Origin of the sequence: Micromonospora sp. NPDC049801, from assembly GCF_040656575.1 — a bacterium.
GTDB lineage: Bacteria > Actinomycetota > Actinomycetes > Mycobacteriales > Micromonosporaceae > Micromonospora.
In genome coordinates, this window is the sequence record NZ_JBFAMS010000023.1 from 35,606 (window position 1) to 53,836 (window position 18,231).

Sequence of the window (18,231 nt, forward strand, 5' to 3'; positions counted from 1 at the left end):
AACCGGACACAGAAGTCGCCCAGTGGCGCTCGTCACGTTGGAGACGCCGCGCCGCCCCCACCGATCACCGATCCGCTTGGCACCCGGCCGGGGGACGGTAGAGGATACGGGGGTGTCAGCCGAGGCGGGGCCCGCGACGGCCGGGGCCCGGAACGGGGCTGTCCGGCGTGTCCGTCTGCCCGCCGACCGCCGTACGCCCGCCGCCGCCCGCGCGGTCGTCCGCTCCGTCCTGGCCGAGGCGCACCTCGACGACCTGGTCAACGAGGCGCTGCTGCTCACCACCGAGCTGACCACCAACGCCGTCGAGCACGCCGGCACCGAACTGGACATCGAGGTCGTGGCGGACGATGTCGGGCTCTCTGTGACCGTCTCCGACTTCGCGCCCAGCTCCGGCAACGACGAGCTGACCGTCGGCACCCGCAACGACACGGCGGAGATCGACGAGGTCTCCGAGCGAGGTCGCGGACTGCTGCTCGTCGACCACTTCGCCAGCCGCTGGGGCACCACGTACCTGCCGACCGGCAAGGGCGTCTGGTTCCGCCTGGACCGGCCCGGCACCGAGCCGGGCGCCGGCGCCAGCGCCGGCGGCACGTCGGTGGCCGCCGGACCCGGGGCCGGCGACGGCTCGGCGCCGAGCGCGGGCGCGATGAGCGAACTCATGCAGACCGCCCCCGACATGTACGCGGACGACCCGCTGCCGGACTTCGCCGCCAGCCTGCTCAACCGGGTCGCCGAGATGGTCGGCGCGGCCGGTGGGGCCGTCCGCCTCGACCGGGGCGACGGGCAGGGCCGACAGTTGTTGGCACGTTTCGGCCGGCAGCCCCGCCCCGACAGCGAACTGCTCCGGGTGCCGCTGACCGTGCACCGCCCGTACGCCGGGGAGTTGGAGCTGGACGCAGCGCCATCGGCGTACGCCCGCCCGTTGGCGGTGCTCACCGCGGAGCGGCTGTCGCTGCACCTGGAGAACGACCGGCTGCGCCGGGCGGACGTCCGCCGCCAGGCCTGGCTGACGTTCCTCGCCGAGGCCAGCGAGCTGCTGGCCCAGTCGCTGGACGTCGAGCTGACCATGGCGTTGATTCCGCAGTTGGTGGTGCCCCGCCTGGGCCAGTGGTGCGCCGTGCACACGACCGACGAGTGGGGGCGGCTGCGGTTGGCCGCGACCAGCCACGCCGACGAGTCGGTGCTGCCACAACTGCACCGGGTGCTGGCGGAGACCGGCCCGGATTCCATCCAGGCCCGGCTGCGGGAGGCGTCCCGGAGTGCGGCGCAGATCCCGCTCGGCGGCCCGATGGAGGGCTTCGCGGTTCCGCTGATCGCCCGCGGCCAGCGTCTCGGCACTCTCGCGGTGGGCCGGCACCAACGGCACCGGCACGACCCGGACGAGGTGGCCGTCCTGGAGGACGTGGCGCGGCGGGCCGCGCTGGCGATCGAGAACGCCCGGATCCACGCCGAGCGGCGACGGGTGGCGCAGACGCTCCAGAAGTCCCTGCTGCCGCCCGTGCTGCCGGTCGTGGAGGGCATCGGCTTCGCCGCCGAGTACGTACCCACCGGCGATGACGCCGAGGTGGGTGGCGACTTCTACGACGTGGTGCCGCTGCCCGACGGGCGCTGGCTCGTGGTGATCGGCGACGTGTCGGGCAAGGGCGTCCAGGCGGCGGCGGTCACCGGGCTCGTCCGGGACGTGATCCGGGTGCTGGTGGGTGACGGCAAGCCGTTGCCGGAGGCGCTGGCCCGGCTCAACGAGACGCTCGTCGAGCGGGGCGGCGGCCGGTACTGCACGTTGGCCCTGGCCGCGGTGGGGCCGGGCGACGGCGACCACCTCGACGTGTCGCTGCACCTGGCCGGGCACGACCGGCCGGTGCTGCTGGCCGGCGCGGGTGGCGCCCGGTTCGTCGGTGCCGGGGGCACGGCGCTGGGTCTGCTCGACACCATCACCTCACCGACGACGGAGATCACGCTCACCCCCGGCGACTCGCTGATCTTCTATACCGACGGGGTCACCGAGCGGCGGCACGGTCGGGAGCTGTTCGGCACCGACCGGCTGCGCGACGCGGCGGCGCCGCTGGCCGGCTACTCCGCCGACGTGGTCGCCGCGCGCCTGCGCGCCGCCGCCATCAACTTCTCGGTCGAGCCACCCCGGGACGACATCGCCGTCCTGGTGCTCCGCAACGACGCGGTCTGACCGGCGCAGGCTCACCCCGCCGGCGTTGCGTCACGTCCGCACCGGCCGGGGCGGCCTCACAGGCCGCCGGGGAGGCGGCCGGGGGCGAGGCGTCGCTCCGGGTCGAGGTGCTCCTTCGCGGCGCGGAGCTGAACCAGGCCGGCCAACTCGCCCCACAGGTCGACGGCCTGTCGGACGGCGGCCGGGGCGGAGACGACCACGCAGCGACCCTGCCGGGCCAGCAGCACCCCCCGGACGGCGGCCAGGATGGACGCCACCCGGTCGGGTGGCACCGCGCCGGGCAGGGCCGCGTGCACCACACCCAGACCGGCCGAGCCCCGCACCGGCACGGGAGCGCCGGCCGCGTCGCGCAGCGCGTACACGGCGGCGTGCAGATCGCTGATCGGCACCTCCAGCCGTAGTGCCGTGTCGCCGGGCGCGAAGGGGTAACGACGCCACCACGGCGGTGCCGAATGGGTCACGGTCGCCTCGCCGTGCAGCAGGCCGACCAGCCGTTCGGCGCGTTCGTTCACCTCGGCCGGGCCGCCTTCGAGCAGCACGACGAGGCTGCCCGCCCGGGACGGGGCCCCGGACCGGCCGGACATCGACGGGTGGCGCTCGCGGGCGGTGGCGGACGGATGGCCCGGCGGGTACACGCTGCGTGGCCGGGGCAGGCCGCCGGGCAGGTCCAGCTCGATGGCCGCCGGGTCGAGGCGGGCGGCGAGGATCGACCGGATCAGCTCGTGGACCTCCAGCGGGGTCCACACCGGCCGGGACACCCACAGCCGGCTGGCGGGCACCGGCTGCACCCGCAGGCTCGCCGAGACCAGCACGCCGAGCGCGCCCTGCGAACCACAGAGCAGCCGGGCCAGGTCGAGCCCCGGCGCGCCGCCGCCGGCGCTGACCAGCTCACCGTCGGCGGCCAGATAGCGGACGCCGACGAGCTGGTCGCACGGGCTGCCGTGGCGGTGCCGCAGTGGACCGGCCTCCCCGGCGGCGAGCACCCCGCCGAGGGTCGCGCCGGGCGAGGGGGTGTCCATCGCGAGCCGCTGCCCGGTGCGTTCCAGAGTGGCCTGTACCGCCCGCAGTGGAGTGCCCGCGCCCACCTCGACCACGGGGGCGCCCACCGGCTCGTGGCCGATGCCGGCCAGCCGACCCGTGTCGAGCAGGATGTCGACCTGCGTCGGGGTGGCACCCCAGTCGATCTTCGTGCCGGCGCCCCGGGGAACCACCGTCAGATCGTGGACGGCGGCCAGCCGCAGCACCTCGGCCGCGGCGTGCGGCCCGCCGGGCACCGCCACCCAGCGCGCGGGCCGCCCGGCCACCTCGTCGGCCGAGCCGGCGAGTCGGGCGAACGGCGGACCGCAGATCGCGGTCAATCGCCGGGTGATCTCGAGGGCTCCGGACCGGCCGAGGGAACTCGCTGCTGCCGCCATGCCGGCCATCGTACATGTGTACGAAAGACGGGGTGGGGATGTTCGGGATGCCGCTGGTCCGGCACGGAGGGTGAGTCGGCCGGTAACGTGGCCGCCGTGACCACCGAGACTGCCCCGCCCGCGGCGAAGCGGGTGCCCACCGAGCGCACCCACCACGGCGACACCGTCGTCGACGAGTACGCCTGGCTCGCCGCCAAGGACGACCCGGAGACGATCGCCTACCTGACCGCCGAGAACGCGTACACCGAGGAGCGCACCGCGCACCTGGCCGCCCTGCGGGCGGAGCTGTTCGAGGAGACCCGCCAGCGCACCCGCGAGACGGACCTGTCGGTGCCCACCCGCAAGGGCGGGTACTGGTACTACACCCGCACGATCGAGGGCCAGCAGTACGGGGTGCACTGCCGGCGCGCGGTCCGCGACGGCGAGTCCGAGCCACCGGTCAGCGCGGACGGCGCCCCGCTCGACGGCGAGGAGGTGCTGCTCGACGGCAACCTGCTGGCCGAGGGGCACGACTTCTTCTCGCTGGGCGCGTTCGACGTCAGCCCGGACGGGCGCTGGCTGGCGTACTCGACGGACTTCTCCGGCGACGAGCGCTTCACCCTGCGCGTGAAGGACCTGAACACCGGCGAGCTGCTGCCCGACGAGGTGCCCGACACCTTCTACGGCACCGCCTGGTCGGCCGACGCGTCGGCGCTGTTCTACGTGACGGTCGACGACGCCTGGCGGCCGAACCGGGTCTGGCGGCACACCATCGGCTCCGCCGCCTCCGACGACGTGGTGGTGCACCAGGAGGACGACGAGCGGTTCTGGGTGGGCGTCGAGCTGACCCGGTCGGAGAAGTTCATCCTCATCGACATCCACAGCAAGATCACCAGCGAGGTGCTGGTGATTCCGGCCGGCAACCCCACCGGCGCGCCGGCCGTGATCGCGCCCCGCCGGCAGGGCGTCGAGTACGCGGTGGAGCACCACGGCCACCGTTTCCTGATCCTGCACAACGACGGCGCGGAGGACTTCGCGCTGGCGTTCACGTCGGCGGACACCCCGGGCGACTGGGTTCCGCTGATCGAGCACACCCCGGGCACCCGGCTGGAGGCGGTCGACGCGTTCGCGAACCACCTGGTGGTGTCGCTGCGCACCGACGGCCTCACCGGCCTGCGGGTGCTGCCGGTCGGCAGCGACGACGGGTACGACATCGACTTCCCCGAGCCGCTCTACAGCGTGGGCCTGGACGCCAACCCGGAGTACCGCACCGGGCAGGTCCGCCTGCGCTACTCCTCGCTGGTCACGCCCGACTCGGTGTACGACTACGACCTGGTCACCCGGCAGATGGTGCTGCGCAAGCAGAAGCCGGTGCTGCCCGGTCCGGACGGCCGACCGTACGACCCGGCGGAGTACGAGCAGCACCGTGACTGGGCGCTCGCCGACGACGGCACCCGGGTGCCGATCTCGCTGGTCTGCCGGGTCGGCACGCCCCGGGACGGCTCGGCGCCCTGCGAGCTGTACGGCTACGGCTCGTACGAGGCCAGCATGGACCCGTGGTTCTCGGTAGCCCGACTGTCCCTGCTGGACCGGGGCGTGGTCTTCGCCGTGGCGCACACCCGGGGCGGCGGCGAGCTGGGCCGGCGCTGGTACGACCAGGGCAAGATGCTGGCCAAGAAGAACACCTTCACCGACTTCGTGGCCTGCGCCCGGCACCTGGTCAAGGCCGGTTGGACGGCCAGTGACCGGCTGGTGGCCCGGGGCGCGTCGGCCGGCGGCCTGCTGATGGGCGCGGTCGCCAACCTCGCTCCGGACGCCTTCACCGGGATCGTGGCGCAGGTGCCGTTCGTGGACGCGCTCACCTCGATCCTCGACCCGTCGCTGCCGCTGACGGTCACGGAGTGGGAGGAGTGGGGCAACCCCCTCGACGATCCCGAGGTGTACGCGTACATGAAGTCGTACACGCCGTACGAGAACGTCACGGCGGTGGACTACCCGGCGATCCTCGCGGTGACCAGCCTCAACGACACGCGGGTGCTCTACTCCGAGCCGGCGAAGTGGATCGCGCGGCTGCGGGCGACCGCACCGCAGGGCGACTACCTGCTCAAGACCGAGATGGGCGCCGGGCACGGCGGCCCGAGCGGCCGGTACGACGCCTGGCGCGAGGAGGCGTTCATCAACGCCTGGATCCTGGACCGCCTGGGCCGCGCCTGAGCGGTCCGGCCTGGCCGTGCCGGCGGGCCGCCGCCGGCACGGCCGCTCAGGCCGTCCGCAACTCGTCCACCGCCGTGCTCACCCGCAGGAAGAGCAGGCCGACACCGACCGTCACCAGCACCGCCGCCAGAGCGCCGGCGCCGAGCCAGGCCAGGTGCTCAAGAGGTACGGCGACAGTCCGCTCCTGCGCAGCGGTCGGCACGAGGTGGGTGTACTGGTCACGGGTGGCCGGGTCGTCGCAGAGCGCCGCCGTGGCGTCGCACACCGTCGTCGACGATGTGCTCGTGGTGACGCTGGGAAAGAGTCCCCTACCGAGCAGCACGCCGACGGTGAGCGCCAGCAGGATCGCCGGCACCGCGGGGGTGAGCGCCTGCCAGGCCACCGATCCGCTGAGCGTGCTGCGGGGCACGCCGGTGGCGACCAGCGCCGCGTACGCGCGACGGCGGGCCACGATTCCCTCGACCAGCGCGACGAGCAGACCGCCCGCCGCGATCAGCACCGCGACGGCGACTGCGGCGTCGACCAGGTCCATTGTCGACAGGTAGAACGGGTTGGCGCCGCCGTCGTCCACCCCGGCGAGACGGTTCTGCTCCCGTTCCAGCGCGGCCTGGGCAACGAAGTAGGCACGCTGGACCGCCGCGCCGGCACCGAAGATCATGGCGGCCAGCAAGGCGGCGAACGTCCGGCTGCCCGCCCACGGGTCGGCCATCAGCCGGCCCGCCGCGAGTAACGCCGCCGCGCCGCGGGCATGTCGGCGCAGCAGACGCCCGCAGGTGTACGAGATCCAGCCGACGCCGACGACCACCCCGATCATCGCGGCGAGCCCGCCCGCCAGGAAGAGCAGGGGCACCAGCCAGCCCCGCACCACGTCGTTCCCGTCGACCCATCGGAGCATCGGGCGCGTGGCCGCGAAGCAGGCCAGACCGAGGCCGATCAGCACTCCGGCCCAGGGGCGTGGACCCCGCTCGCGGGCCGCCTTGCGACTGACCCCGAGCGGGCTCGTCGTGACGGTACGCAACATGAGGGCGGTGGCCAGCGCCGCGATCACCGGCAGACCCAGCACCACCGCGGCCAGCGCGGCGACCGAGGGCAGCACGTCGGTGGGCAGCGCCAACCGGCCCTGGTCGTCCGGCCGGTGCAGCAGCTCGCGGCCGACCAGGTAGACGCCCAGCCCGACACCGGTGCCGAGCAGGCTGGCCAGGCCGGTCTCCAGCACCGCCAGTCGGGTGACCTGACCGGGGGTCGCGCCGGCCAACCGGAGCGCGGCGAGTCGCCGGTCCCGGGCCGGAGCGCCGAGCCGGGCACACTGGCCGGCCAGCGCCAGCACCGGTACGGCCAGCATCAGCAGCGCGAAGGCGGTCCCGCCGCGCAGTCCCGGTTCACGCAGCAGCGCGTTGCGGTACTGCTCGGACTGCGCCCAGGCGTCGCCGGCCGGTTTCTGGATCGCGAGCACGGTGAGCGCCGCCAGCCCGGCCAGCGCCGCCAGCAGCGCACTGAGCGCGGTCAGCACCACGCGTGCCGTGTCGGTGCGGTTGCCGGCCAACGCGAGTCGCACCAGCATCGCCGGCCTCACCGTGCGCCGCCCGCCAACGGCACGTCCAGCCCCAGGCCGGTGTGGTCCACCAGGCCGTCGCGCAGCACGATCTCCCGATCGGCGTACGCGGCGATCCGCGGCTCGTGGGTGACCAGCACGACGGAGGTGCGTTGCTCCCGTGCGAGCCGGACCAGTTGGGTGAGCACCTGCTCGCCGGTGAGCGTGTCGAGCGCGCCGGTCGGCTCGTCGGCGAAGAGCACCCGCGGCTCGGTGACCAGTGCCCGCGCCGTCGCACACCGCTGCTGCTGGCCGCCGGACATCTCGCCGGGCCGCAGGTCGGCCAGGTCGGCCACCCCGAACCGCTCCAGCCAGGTGAGCGCGGCCGTCCGCGCCTCTCGCCGCCCCGTGCCGGCGAGGAGCAGGGGCAGCGCCACGTTCTCGGCCGCCGTCAGCTCGGCCACCAACTGCCCGAACTGGAACAGCACCCCGAACTCGGTACGCCGTAGCCGGGACCGGGCCGCCTCCGACCAGGTGTCGAGCCGGTGGCCGCGCCAGGTGACCTCGCCCGCGTCGGGCCGGAGGATCCCGGCCAGGCAGTGCAGCAGGGTCGACTTGCCGCAGCCACTCGGCCCGGTGACCGCGACGATCTCGCCCTCGGCCACGTCGAGCGTCACACCGCGCAGGGCGGGCGTCGGGCCGTACGCCCGAACCACGCCGCGAGCCTGGAGTTGCGTCACGCGTGCACCTCCCGGTGCCAGTCGGCGACCCGGCCCAGCGTGGTGTGCAGCCACCGCAGGTCGGCGTCGAGATGGGCGATCGCGAAGTCGGCCGCGACCACGTCGTTGAGGGTGGCGGCCGGGTCGGTCTTGACCGCCGTCAGCTCCCGCAGCCGCGCGGTGTGCGCGGCGCGCTGGGCGACCAGGTACGACCGCGCCCGGTCGACGTCGGCGACCAGCAGCGCCACGACGACCTTGGCGAAGAGCGTGCTGGCCACGTACGGCATCGGCGACTCCACCGTGGACAGCCACCGATCCAGGGTGGAGCGACCCTCGTCGGTCAGCGCGTACGCCGTGCGGTCCGGCCCGGAGGCGCGGTCCTGACCGGCGGCGGCCACCAGACCGTCCCGTTCGAGGCGACCGAGGGTCGCGTAGACCTGCCCGAAGGCCAACGGTCGAGCCCGGGGCAGCCGCTGGTCATGCGCCCGCTTGAGCTCATACCCGTGCCGACTCCCCCCAGCCAGCAACCCAAGCAGAACATGCGGCGTAGACACCGCCCCACTATTCACCCAGCGAATACCCCCGTCAACACCCCCCACCCACCCCCACCCACCCCCACCCCCACCCCTTCACCCGCGTGATCAAGAGGTTCGCGTCATCGACAGGGCGAAATTTGACGCAAACCTCTTGATCACCGGAGCAGAGAGGGGGCCGGAGGGCCTGGGGGGCGGAGGGCCGGGGGGTGGGGTGGGGGTTTAGTGGCGGCGGAGGACTACTACGGCTACGTCGTCCTGGATCTTGTCGGGGGCGAGTTCGACCAGGAGGCGGGCGCAGAAGTCGTCCAGGTTGTCGTCCACCGTGGTCGACACCGCCGCTAGCGCGGCCAGCCCCTCGTCGATGGTGGCGTCCCGGCGCTCGATCAGCCCGTCGGTGTAGAACACCAGCGTGGCGCCGGTCGGGAGGACGAACTCCAGGTCGGCCGGTCGGGGCGCGCGGACGCCGAGCAGGGGTGCCGAGTGCTGCACGAACTCCACCTTGCCGTCCCGATGCAGCAGCGGCGGCAGATGACCGGCGCTGGCCAGCCGGACGTGACCGCTCGGCGGGTGCAGCAGCAGGACGCAGAGCGTGGCCAGTTCGTTCGGCAGCAGGGTACGCATCAGCTCGTTGACCCGGTGCAGGATCTCGCCGGGCTGGTGCCCCTCGACGGCGTACGCCCGTACCGCGTGCCGCAGCTCGGCCATCACGGTGGCCGCGTGCAGCGAGTGGCCGGCCACGTCCCCGATGGCGAGCAGGAGGTGCCCGTCGAGCATCACCAGCTCGTAGAAGTCGCCGCCCACCTCGGTCTGCGCGCTGGCCGGCTCGTACCGCACCGCGAAGTCCAGTCCGGCGACCGTGGGCAGGCTGCGCGGGAGCAGACTGCGTTGGAGGGTGACGGCGATCCGGTGCTCCTCGTCGAAGGAGCGCTGGGCCTCGACGGCCGCCGCGACGGCCTGGGCGAGCTGCACGAGCACCGGCGTCCGGGCGGTCTGGGTGGCGGTGGGTACGACCACGTAGAGCGGCGCGCGGTCCTCCCGCAGCCGGGCCGCGGCCACGGTCACCGTGTCGTCCGCGGGCCAGGTGAGCAGACCCCAGTTCTCCGGAGGCTCCACCCGCACGGTGGCGCCGGTGGGCACTCCGGTGTCGTCGACGACCCACGGCACAACGGCGGCTTCGGCGCCGGGGCCGGCGCAGACACCGGCGATGCAGTCACCGTCGAACGTCTCGGCGATCACTGCGGCGGGGCTCTTAAAGATCTGCGCGGCCCCCTCCGCGGCGACCTCGAGGAGCCGCCCGAACGTCGCCGCGGCGTGCACCGCGACGGTGGTGTCGGCGAGGCCGAGCAGTCGCTCGGCGAGCAGTTCGGCACGCTGCCGGGCCTGGTAGTAGCGCAGCACCGCCCGGGTGGTGGCGATCAGCTCCTCCGGCTCGATCGGCTCGGCCAGGTACGCGTCCGCCCCCCGGGTGAGCCCCTGGGCGCGGTCGGCCACGTCCACGGCGTGCGCGGAGACGTGAATCACCGGCAGCGCCGGGTGGGCCGCCTTGATCCGCTCGCACACCTCGTAGCCGCTCAGGTCGGGCAGCCGGACGTCCAGCACCACGAGGTCGATCCGCTCCGTCTCGACCCGGGCCAGCGCCTCGGTGCCGCTCTCCGACTCGAGCACCGTGTACCCGGCCCGGCTGAGCCAACTGACCAGCAGGTAACGCTTGGTACGGCTGTCATCGACCACCAGGACGGTCGTCGGTACGGCGTCCACCGTCACGCTCCGCCGATGGGCAGTGAGACGGTGAAGGTGCTGCCCCGGCCGGGCTCGCTGGCCAGCTCCAGCGTGCCACCGAGCAGGGTCACCAGTCGCCGGGCGTACGGCAGGCCGAGGCCGGTGCCGCCGACCCGGGTCGCGCCGGGCACCTGGTAGAACTCCTCGAAGATCCGATCGTGCAGCTCGGGGGGGATACCCGGGCCGGTGTCACTGACCTCGAAGCGCCACCGGTCGTCGCGGCGTCGGGCGCGCAGCCGCACCTCGCCGCGCTCGGTGAACTTCAGCCCGTTGTGCAGCAGGTTGCGCAGCACCTGGCCGAGCAGCACCTCGTCGGTGCGCAGCACGGCCGGCACGGTCGGCTCCTCCACCGTCAGCTCCACCCTGGGCCGGGTGGCCAGTGCCCGCATGGTGCCGCGCAGTTGACCGAAGACCGGGCGCAGGTCCACGTCCGCCCAGTCGGGCTCGATCCGGCCCGATTCGGCCTTGGCGAGGTCCAGCAGTTCGTTGACCAGACCGAGCAGATCCTCCGCCGAGGAGCGGATGAGGCCGACCTGACGGACCTGCTCGGTGGTGAGAGGGTCGGAGGAGGAGTCCGCGAGCAGGCGTCCCAGCCCGATGATCGCGGTCACCGGGGCGCGCAGCTCGTGGCTCACGTTCGCCAGGAACCGGCTCTTCGACTCGCTCGCGGCACGCAGTTGGGCCGACTTCTCGTCCAGCTCGGCGTAGAGGGCGACGACTCCCCGGTTGGTCGCCTCCAGCTCCTCGGTGAGCTGGTTGTAGAGCGCCACCACGCCACGGTTGGTCTCGGCCAGCTCCTCGTTGAGCACGGCCAGCTCGTCGCGTTGGCTGCGCACCTCGTCGAGCGCCGCGATGAGCTGGCCGTTCTGCACGGTCAACTCGTCCAACGCGCTGCCCGGCGCGGTGCGGCCGAGTTCGGAACGGAACTCGGCCAGCCGCTCCGGGGTCGGGATCGGCGCGTTCGCCGGGACTCTGCGGGACATCCTTACGACCGTAACCCCCTCGGCGGTCGTCACGCTCAGGGAGTCGACCAGGCGGGACACCGCACCGGACTGCGGCTCGTACCGGCCGTCGGGTAGCGGCCCCACCGGCGCCAGGTCGGCGCGGAGGTGGAAGCGGCCGTCGGGCCGCCCCTCGAGGTGGAAGATGACGTCCGCGCCGCCGGTCAGCCGCAGCAGGTCCCGGGCGACCTCACTGAGAGCGGTGGCGATCCGCACCTGGTCCTGGTGTTCGAGGCCCACCACGCCGGCCACCTCGCGGCCACGCTGGCGGATGACGAAGATGTCCTGTTCGACGCGGAGCGCCATCTGCAGCAGCGGCACCGAGGCCGGATCAACGCTCATGCCCGGACCTCGCCACCAGGACACAGGCGTCGTCGCGCCGCGTTCCGGCGTCGCGCAGCAGGGTTGCCGCCAGCACCAGCGGGGACCGTTCGACGAGGCCCGGGTAGTCGGCCAACCGCCAGCGGTCGACGACGCCGTCGCTGTGCATGACGAGCCGGGAACCCGGCCCGAACGGGTAGTCGTAGCCGCGTACCGTCGGCCGTTGGTGCCCGGCGATGCCGGGCAGCGACACGAGCCCGCGGCGTTGGCCATCGTCGTCGACGATCACGCCGGAGATGTTGCCGAGCCCGGCGTAGTGCAGCACGCCAGGTGCCAGTTCGGCGACCGCGAGCGCCGCGCCACGGGTGTGCGACATGCTCCGGTGCAGGTGGCTCACCACCGCCGCCGGGGCGCCGGCCGGCGCGTTGCGGAAGGCGGCGAGCGCGGCCTCGGTGGCGGCGGCGGCCAGCGGGCCGTGCCCCAGACCGTCGCTGACGAGCACCTGGTGCCGGCCGTCGACGAGCCGGACGGCGTACCCGTCACCGCTGACCGTCTCGCCGGGGATCGGCCGGGTGAGACCACCGGCCCAGGACGGTGTCGCCGGTTCGGCCGGCCAGACCTGGACGGCGAAGACGGTCCCCTTACCGGGCAGGGAGTAGCCGTCGAACCAGCTCGCCTGCCGGACGATGGCGCCGAGGCCGATGCCGAGCGTGCCGGTGGTGGAGTGCCCGTCCCGGGAGGAGACGGTGAGGTCGGCCATGCCGGGCCCGGAGTCGATGGCGACCATCTCCACGCCGGCCTGCCCGGCACGGCGGACCGGCCGCAGCAGCAGGACGCCGTTGTCGGCGTGCTTGACGAGGTTGCTGGTCAGTTCGGCGGCCACGATGGCCAGGTCCGCGATGCGGGCCGCACCCATCTCGATCTGCTCGCCGAGGCGTTCCGCAGCGCGTCGTACGGCGCTGGCGGTACTGCCCGCCTCCACCCGGAACCAGATGCCGCTGTCGGTGACCGGGTCCCCGTTCACCGGGCCCACTTGGTGACCGTGATCCGGGTGCCGGCCTCCGCCGACGTCTCGATCTCGAACTCGTCGACCAGCCGGCGGGACCCGCTGAGGCCGAGGCCGAGGCCGCCGCCGGTGGTGTACCCGTCGGTCAGGGCCAGGTCGAGGTCGGCGATGCCGGGGCCGGAGTCGGCGAAGACGATCCGCAGGCCCTTACGTCGGCCGTTGTCCACGGTCGCCACCTCGACGGTGCCGCCGCCGCCGTACACCAGGGTGTTGCGGGCCAGCTCGCTCGCGGCCGTGACCACCTTGGTCTGGTCGACCAGCGACAGCTTGACGGCGACCGCCACCGACCGGACCAGTTGCCGGACGCGTACCACGTCCTCGTCGCTGCGGACCGACTGCGCCTGCGGGTGGCCCAGGTCGATGCCCGTGGTCACGGCGTGGCCGTCTCGGCGTCCGGATCGTCGTCGAGCTGGTGATCGAGCTCGTCGGCGTTGGCCGCCGCGATCAGCTCCATGCCGCGCTCGACGTTCAGCGCGGTACGGATGCCGTTCAGCGACAGCCCCAGTTCGACAAGTGTGATGGCGACGGCGGGGCGCATGCCGACCACCACCGTCTCGGCGTCGAGGACCTTCGAGATCGACGCGATGGTGGAGAGCATCCGGCCGACGAACGAGTCGACGATGTCCAGCGCGGTGATGTCGATGATGACGCCGTGGCAGCCGGTCGCCACGATCCGCTCGGCGAGATCGTCCTGGAGCTGGACCGCCGTCTGGTCGGACATGTCGAGCTGGATGGAGACCAGCAGGATGTCACCGATCTTGAGGATCGGTACGCGTTCCATCAGGCGTCCCTGCGGGACTGGCGACGGGCGGACTCGATCCCGGTGAGCCGCAGCACGTGGCGCAGCGCGTCGGCGAGGCTGGCCTTGGTGGCGATGTCGCCGAACTCGATGCCGAGCGCCACGATGGTCTGCGCGATCTGCGGCCGGATGCCGGAGATGATGCAGTCGGCGCCCATCAGTCGGGCGGCCACCACGGTCTTCAGGATGTGCTGGGCGACCTGGGTGTCCACGGCGGGGACGCCGGTGATGTCGATGATCGCGTACGGGGAGCCGGTGTCGACCAGGGTCTGCAGCAGCCGCTCCATGACCACCTGGGCCCGGGCGGAGTCCAGGGTGCCGACCAGCGGGACGGCGACCACGCCCTCCCACAGCTTCACCACCGGGGTGGAGAGTTCGAGCAACTGCTCGGCCTGGTCGGCGATGAGGCTCTCGCGGGTACGCACGAAGCTCTCAAAGGTGAACAGGCCCAGCTCGTCGACGAGCTTGGAGTAGGCGACGAAGTCGTGCAGCGCGTCGGCCCCGCCGGACTCCTGGAGCAGCTCGGCCAGTACGTCCTTGAGCGCGAAGACGCTGATCGTCGTCTCGGTGGCGGAGAAGCCCTGCCGGGCCCTGCCCCGGGACAACTCGGAGAGCGTGGCGCGCAGTTCACCCGTGCTCTCGGCGGACAGGTCGAAGCTGCCCTGCTGGGCGACGCCGATGATGGCCTGATGCAGATCCTCGACCTGTCGGCGCAGCTCGGCGTGGCTCAGCCGGCCCCGCAGCGAGCCGGCCACGATGTCGGTCCACCGCTGCGTGATCTGCTCGGCGTGGCCGCCCAGCAGCGCGGCCAGTCGACCACTTTCCTCGGCGTTCAACGCCATCGCGAAAACCCCCCTCGACCTGGACCGGCCGGACTCTATCACCGGGGCCTGCACAACTACTTGCTCCGTAGCAATGGAATGACGGGGACCACCGGATGCCGGCTCCCGTTCTGCGTACGACCCCGGTCGTGGGATACCGTTCCCCCGATAACAGGAGGTCTGGCGAATGTCCCTGACGGTGCACACGGAACAACGCGGCGACGTGGTCGTCGTGTCGGTCGCGGGCGAGCTGGACATGGCAACCGCACCGCAGTTGCAGGACCAGATCACCGACCTGCTCGACAAGGGCCGCAACCGGCTGGTGTTCGACCTGGCGGACGTCTCGTTCTGCGACTCGACCGGTCTGTCGGTGTTCGTTCGCGCCAAGAACAGCTGTGACGAGGCCGGCGGTGTGGTGCGGCTGGCCGCTCCGCAGCGTGGCGTGCTGCGCATCCTCGAGGTGAGCGGGCTCGTCGAGGTGCTGCACACCTACCCGACGGTGGACGAGGCCGTCGCCGGCGAACCGACGCCGGCGTCCTCCTGACCACTGTTTCGACCTACTCGTCCTCGACGTAGCGGGGACGGGCGATCGCCATGCCCGCCGCCGTCTGCACGGCGAGCGCGGCCAGCAGGAATCCGATCGGCGCCGTCCAGCCGCCGGTGATCTCGTAGAGGATGCCGACCGACAGCGGGCCGAGGGCGGCGATCACGTACCCGGTGCTCTGCGCGAAGGCGGAGAGCGCGACGGTCCCGTCGGCGGTCCGCGCGCGCAGACCGATCGTCGTGAGGATCAGCGGGAACGCGCCCTGGCCGAGCGCCAGCAGGGTCACCCAGAGCAGCGCGGCGCCGTGCGGTGCCAGCGCCAGCCCCAGGTAGGCCAGCGCCGACGCGCCGGTCAGGCCGAACACCAGCGGGCGCAGGGTGGCGAGCCGGCCGGCGAGGGTGGGCATCAGCAGCGCGATCGGCACGCCGAGCGCGGTCACCCCGGCGAGCAGCAGCCCGGCCGACTCGGGCCGGTAGCCGGCGTCGCGGAACAGTTGGGCCAGCCAACCCATGATGGCGTAGCCGCTGAGCGACTGCGCCCCGAAGTAGATCGCCATGGCCCAACCCAGCCGGGTCCGCGCCGGCCGGACCCGCGCGGCGACGGCCGCCGTCGGGGTCGCGCGCCGCGCGCCCCGGCGGGTCCGCAGCGCCAGCGGCACCCACGGGAGTACGGCCACCGCGGCCAGCCCGGCCCAGACGCCCAGCCCGGCCCGCCAGGACCCGAAGGCGTGCGCGATCGGCACGGCGGAGGCCGCGGCCACCGTCGTGCCCAGGGTCAACGCCATGGTGTACGCCCCGGTGACGAGGCCGGTCCGGTGGCCGAAGTGCTGCTTGACGAGCATGGGCAGCAGGATGTTGGCGACCGCGATGCCGGCCAGTGCCAACGCGCTGGTGAGCACGAAGATCCAGGCCGAGTCGGTGGCGGCCCGGAGCACCTGGCCGACGGCCAGGACGATCATGGCGACCACCAGTACCCGGGCCGGGGCGACCCGGCGGACCAGCCACGGGGTGAGCGCGCCGAGGCCGGCGAACGCGATGGTCGGCAGGGTGGTGACCAGTCCGGCCATGACGCCGGAGAGCCCCAACCCGGCGCGGATCTCGTCGAGCAGGGCGCCGAGGCTGGTGACCGCCATGCGCAGGTTCAGCGCGACCAGCAGCATCCCGACCAGCACCAGCGCGCCACCGGTCACCGGGTGCGTCCGCCGGGCCGTGGTGCCGTCCGCCGGGCGGGTGTCGACGGCGAGGACGGGTGCTGGCGGGGCCGGAGCGGCGGCGGCTGGCGGGGTCATGACCTCTAACCTACAATCATGGGATGAATTTCAGGCCGGTGATGTAACCAGTGCCACCGTCGGTCGATTCCCCCGCCGCGCAGCCAGCCACGCCTCCCCGGGGGCACCGCGTCCGCCAGACCATCGAGCAGCTCCGGGCCCGGATCCTCGGCGGCGAGTGGCCGGTGGGCGGCCGCATCCCCACCGAGCCACAGTTGGTCGCCGCGCTGGGCGTCGGGCGCAACACGATCCGCGAGGCCGTCCGCGCCCTCGTGCACGCCGGGGTGCTGGAGTGCCGGCAGGGCTCCGGCACCTACGTGGTGTCCACCGACGAGCTGGCCCCGGTGGTGGCCCGTCGACTGGGCGACGACCGGATGACCGAGGTCATCGAGGTACGCCGTGCCTTCGAGGTGGAGGCGGCCCGACTCGCCGCGCTGAGGCGTACCCCGCAGGACCTGGCGGCGCTCGACGGCGCGCTCGCCGACCGCGAGGCGGCCTGGCGCGGCGGCCGGGTCGACGCGTTCGTGGAGGCCGACGCGGCGCTGCACGTCGCGGTGGTCGCCGCCGCGCACAACGCGATGCTCGCCGAGCTGTACGCCTCCTTCGGCGCCGCCCTGCGCAGCACCGTCGCCCAGGCGATGGGGGGCGCGCTCACGCCCGAGCGCTACGTCGACCACACCCGGTTGGTCGAGGCGATCCGGGCCGGCGACGCGGGCCGGGCGGCGATCGAGGCCGGTGCTTTTCTGGAGCCGGCCGACGGGGCATAGGTTGTCCGCGACGGAAAACCGGACACCTCGGGAGTACGGATGCTCAAGGGCTTCAAAGATTTCATCATGCGCGGCAACGTCGTCGACCTGGCGGTCGGCATCGTGATCGGCGCCGCGTTCACCGGCGTGGTCACCCAGCTCACCAAGTCGTTCCTCGAACCGCTGATCAAGGCGATCGGCGGAGGCACCGCCCTCAGCGCCGGGAAATGGAAGCTCACTGAGGGCAACTACGTGGACTGGGCGGCATTCATCAACGCCGTGATCACGTTCCTGCTCACCGCGGCGGTGCTCTACTTCTTCGTGGTGTTCCCGATGAACAAGCTGGCCGAGCGGCGGCAGCGGGGCGAGGAGCCGCCGCCCGCGGCCCCCAGCGAGGAGGTCAAGCTGCTCACCGAGATCCGGGACGCCCTGGTCTCCGCCGGTCACACGACCCCGGGCCAGCAGCGCGGGGCGCTTGACGACGTGCTGGGCCGCCGGATCGAACCGCCGACGCAGCGCTGACCCACACGGATGCACATCGGCCCCTGCGGGATTCCCGCAGGGGCCGCATCTTCTCGTACGTGTGTTCGATAGAGTCCGGCCATGGAGCAGCGCAAGCACTGGTGGAACGGGAAGTGGGGGCGGCTGGCCCGGCGGGACGTCTTCCTCCGGGTGGACGCCGACCGGTGGCACGTCGAGCAGCGGGCCGGCGGCGCCGAGGGCATTTCCCGGTTCTACGAGTACGGCAGCGCCGACGAGGCCGAGGAGACGGTCCGGGCACTGCTCGACGGCACGGACACCTGGCGGGAGCTGTCTCCCCGCCCACCGGGCGGCTGGACCCTCCCGAACGGCTGAGCGCGCGGCTCCGGAGGCGGCGTTTAGCGGCGGGCCGCCTCGGGAACCGCTGAGAGATGGACCAGCAGGACGCGCAGCAGGCGACCATCTCGCGGATCACCACCGGGATGCCGGTGATCGACGTGGCCGGCACCGAGGTCGGCACCGTGGACCTCGTCCAGCGGGGCGACCCGAACGCGGTGACCGTGCAGACACCGACCGCCGACCCGGGCAGCAGCCTGGACGAGCTGATCGAGGCGACCGCGGTCGAGGAGCCGGACGTGCCGGCCGACCTGGCGGCACGTCTGCTGCACACCGGCTACCTGAAGGTCTCCACCGAGTCGGCCGACGGAGCCGTGTATGTCCCGGCCGACCGGATCGGCTCGGTGGCCGACGGCCGGGTCCTCCTCGCCGTGGGCATGGCCGACCTCCCCCGCGAGGAGTAACCCGGTCGCCCTGATCGACCCGGCTTCCCGT

The 18,231-nt window shown here is 73.1% G+C and carries 18 protein-coding genes; 7 read left to right on the top strand and 11 right to left on the bottom strand.

Annotated features, from left to right (window positions below):
• Positions 1 to 112 precede the first annotated feature (112 nt).
• A complete protein-coding gene (locus AB0I89_RS30410; RefSeq protein WP_357133757.1) occupies positions 113 to 2,182 on the top strand; it encodes a SpoIIE family protein phosphatase in 2,070 nt (689 codons plus the stop codon).
• Positions 2,183 to 2,238: 56 nt separating this feature from the next.
• On the opposite strand, the gene AB0I89_RS30415 is transcribed toward AB0I89_RS30410, so the two are convergent.
• Positions 2,239 to 3,597, bottom strand: a complete 1,359-nt coding sequence (locus tag AB0I89_RS30415; protein ID WP_357133760.1) for an FAD-binding oxidoreductase — start codon at positions 3,595 to 3,597, stop codon at positions 2,239 to 2,241.
• A gap of 96 nt (positions 3,598 to 3,693) precedes the next feature.
• Between AB0I89_RS30415 and AB0I89_RS30420 the strand changes: the two genes are divergently transcribed.
• Positions 3,694 to 5,790 carry a S9 family peptidase gene (locus AB0I89_RS30420; RefSeq protein ID WP_357133762.1) on the top strand — a complete coding sequence of 699 codons (2,097 nt, stop codon included), beginning with the start codon at positions 3,694 to 3,696 and terminating at the stop codon, positions 5,788 to 5,790.
• A gap of 46 nt (positions 5,791 to 5,836) precedes the next feature.
• Here the strand turns inward: AB0I89_RS30420 and AB0I89_RS30425 are convergent, their stop codons facing one another.
• From AB0I89_RS30425 to AB0I89_RS30465, 9 genes are all read right to left on the bottom strand, one after another.
• Entirely contained in the window at positions 5,837 to 7,351 is a 1,515-nt protein-coding gene (locus tag AB0I89_RS30425; protein ID WP_357133764.1) for an FtsX-like permease family protein, read from the bottom strand.
• Positions 7,352 to 7,359: 8 nt separating this feature from the next.
• On the bottom strand, positions 7,360 to 8,061 hold the full coding sequence (locus AB0I89_RS30430; protein ID WP_357133766.1) for an ABC transporter ATP-binding protein: 702 nt from the start codon (positions 8,059 to 8,061) through the stop codon (positions 7,360 to 7,362).
• A complete protein-coding gene (locus AB0I89_RS30435) occupies positions 8,058 to 8,594 on the bottom strand; it encodes a PadR family transcriptional regulator (RefSeq protein WP_357133768.1) in 537 nt (178 codons plus the stop codon). The genes AB0I89_RS30430 and AB0I89_RS30435 overlap by 4 nt, the downstream gene beginning before the upstream one ends.
• Positions 8,595 to 8,795: 201 nt before the next feature.
• Positions 8,796 to 10,334, bottom strand: a complete 1,539-nt coding sequence (locus tag AB0I89_RS30440) for a SpoIIE family protein phosphatase (protein ID WP_357133770.1) — start codon at positions 10,332 to 10,334, stop codon at positions 8,796 to 8,798.
• Positions 10,335 to 10,336: 2 nt separating this feature from the next.
• A complete protein-coding gene (locus AB0I89_RS30445) occupies positions 10,337 to 11,698 on the bottom strand; it encodes a sensor histidine kinase (RefSeq protein ID WP_357133772.1) in 1,362 nt (453 codons plus the stop codon).
• On the bottom strand, positions 11,688 to 12,710 hold the full coding sequence (locus AB0I89_RS30450; RefSeq protein ID WP_357133774.1) for a SpoIIE family protein phosphatase: 1,023 nt from the start codon (positions 12,708 to 12,710) through the stop codon (positions 11,688 to 11,690). The genes AB0I89_RS30445 and AB0I89_RS30450 overlap by 11 nt, the downstream gene beginning before the upstream one ends.
• The gene (locus tag AB0I89_RS30455) at positions 12,698 to 13,117 is read right to left on the bottom strand and encodes an anti-sigma regulatory factor (RefSeq protein ID WP_357133776.1); all 420 of its coding nucleotides are present in this window, start codon (positions 13,115 to 13,117) and stop codon (positions 12,698 to 12,700) included. Before AB0I89_RS30455 ends, AB0I89_RS30450 begins: the two co-directional genes overlap by 13 nt.
• On the bottom strand, positions 13,114 to 13,524 hold the full coding sequence (locus tag AB0I89_RS30460) for an STAS domain-containing protein (RefSeq protein WP_355048333.1): 411 nt from the start codon (positions 13,522 to 13,524) through the stop codon (positions 13,114 to 13,116). The genes AB0I89_RS30455 and AB0I89_RS30460 overlap by 4 nt, the downstream gene beginning before the upstream one ends.
• Positions 13,524 to 14,384, bottom strand: coding sequence for an STAS domain-containing protein (locus AB0I89_RS30465; RefSeq protein WP_357133779.1), 861 nt, complete (start codon positions 14,382 to 14,384; stop codon positions 13,524 to 13,526). Before AB0I89_RS30465 ends, AB0I89_RS30460 begins: the two co-directional genes overlap by 1 nt.
• Before the next feature lie 166 nt (positions 14,385 to 14,550).
• On the opposite strand from AB0I89_RS30465, the gene AB0I89_RS30470 reads away from it, so the two are divergent.
• The gene (locus AB0I89_RS30470) at positions 14,551 to 14,907 is read left to right on the top strand and encodes an STAS domain-containing protein (RefSeq protein ID WP_007454464.1); all 357 of its coding nucleotides are present in this window, start codon (positions 14,551 to 14,553) and stop codon (positions 14,905 to 14,907) included.
• Between the two features lie 13 nt (positions 14,908 to 14,920).
• Here AB0I89_RS30470 and AB0I89_RS30475 read toward each other — a convergent pair whose 3' ends face one another.
• Positions 14,921 to 16,066 (bottom strand): MFS transporter, encoded by a 1,146-nt coding sequence (locus AB0I89_RS30475; RefSeq protein ID WP_355048772.1) that lies wholly within the window; start codon positions 16,064 to 16,066, stop codon positions 14,921 to 14,923.
• 179 nt (positions 16,067 to 16,245) lie between these two features.
• Here AB0I89_RS30475 and AB0I89_RS30480 point away from each other — a divergent pair, with 179 nt between their 5' ends.
• The 4 genes from AB0I89_RS30480 (at position 16,246) to AB0I89_RS30495 (ending at position 18,200) form a co-directional block, all read left to right on the top strand.
• Positions 16,246 to 16,941: an FCD domain-containing protein gene (locus AB0I89_RS30480; RefSeq protein WP_357133781.1), complete on the top strand. Its 696-nt coding sequence runs from the start codon at positions 16,246 to 16,248 to the stop codon at positions 16,939 to 16,941.
• A 39-nt stretch (positions 16,942 to 16,980) separates the two neighbouring features.
• Positions 16,981 to 17,442 (top strand): large conductance mechanosensitive channel protein MscL, encoded by a 462-nt coding sequence (mscL, locus tag AB0I89_RS30485; RefSeq protein ID WP_357133783.1) that lies wholly within the window; start codon positions 16,981 to 16,983, stop codon positions 17,440 to 17,442.
• 81 nt (positions 17,443 to 17,523) lie between these two features.
• Positions 17,524 to 17,775, top strand: coding sequence for a hypothetical protein (locus AB0I89_RS30490; protein ID WP_355048337.1), 252 nt, complete (start codon positions 17,524 to 17,526; stop codon positions 17,773 to 17,775).
• Positions 17,776 to 17,831: 56 nt separating this feature from the next.
• Positions 17,832 to 18,200 carry a hypothetical protein gene (locus AB0I89_RS30495; RefSeq protein WP_357133785.1) on the top strand — a complete coding sequence of 123 codons (369 nt, stop codon included), beginning with the start codon at positions 17,832 to 17,834 and terminating at the stop codon, positions 18,198 to 18,200.
• Positions 18,201 to 18,231: the final 31 nt, after the last annotated feature.

Coding starts and splice junctions, on each gene's coding strand:
- AB0I89_RS30415 (WP_357133760.1), bottom strand. CDS start 3,597: ATGGCGGCAGCAGCGAGTTCCCTCGGCCGGTCCGGAGCCCTCGAGATC.
- AB0I89_RS30425 (WP_357133764.1), bottom strand. CDS start 7,351: ATGCTGGTGCGACTCGCGTTGGCCGGCAACCGCACCGACACGGCACGC.
- AB0I89_RS30445 (WP_357133772.1), bottom strand. CDS start 11,698: ATGAGCGTTGATCCGGCCTCGGTGCCGCTGCTGCAGATGGCGCTCCGC.
- AB0I89_RS30460 (WP_355048333.1), bottom strand. CDS start 13,524: ATGGAACGCGTACCGATCCTCAAGATCGGTGACATCCTGCTGGTCTCC.
- AB0I89_RS30465 (WP_357133779.1), bottom strand. CDS start 14,384: ATGGCGTTGAACGCCGAGGAAAGTGGTCGACTGGCCGCGCTGCTGGGC.
- AB0I89_RS30470 (WP_007454464.1), top strand. CDS start 14,551: ATGTCCCTGACGGTGCACACGGAACAACGCGGCGACGTGGTCGTCGTG.
- AB0I89_RS30475 (WP_355048772.1), bottom strand. CDS start 16,066: ATGCTGCTGGTCGCGCTGAACCTGCGCATGGCGGTCACCAGCCTCGGC.
- mscL (WP_357133783.1), top strand. CDS start 16,981: ATGCTCAAGGGCTTCAAAGATTTCATCATGCGCGGCAACGTCGTCGAC.
- AB0I89_RS30490 (WP_355048337.1), top strand. CDS start 17,524: ATGGAGCAGCGCAAGCACTGGTGGAACGGGAAGTGGGGGCGGCTGGCC.
- AB0I89_RS30495 (WP_357133785.1), top strand. CDS start 17,832: ATGGACCAGCAGGACGCGCAGCAGGCGACCATCTCGCGGATCACCACC.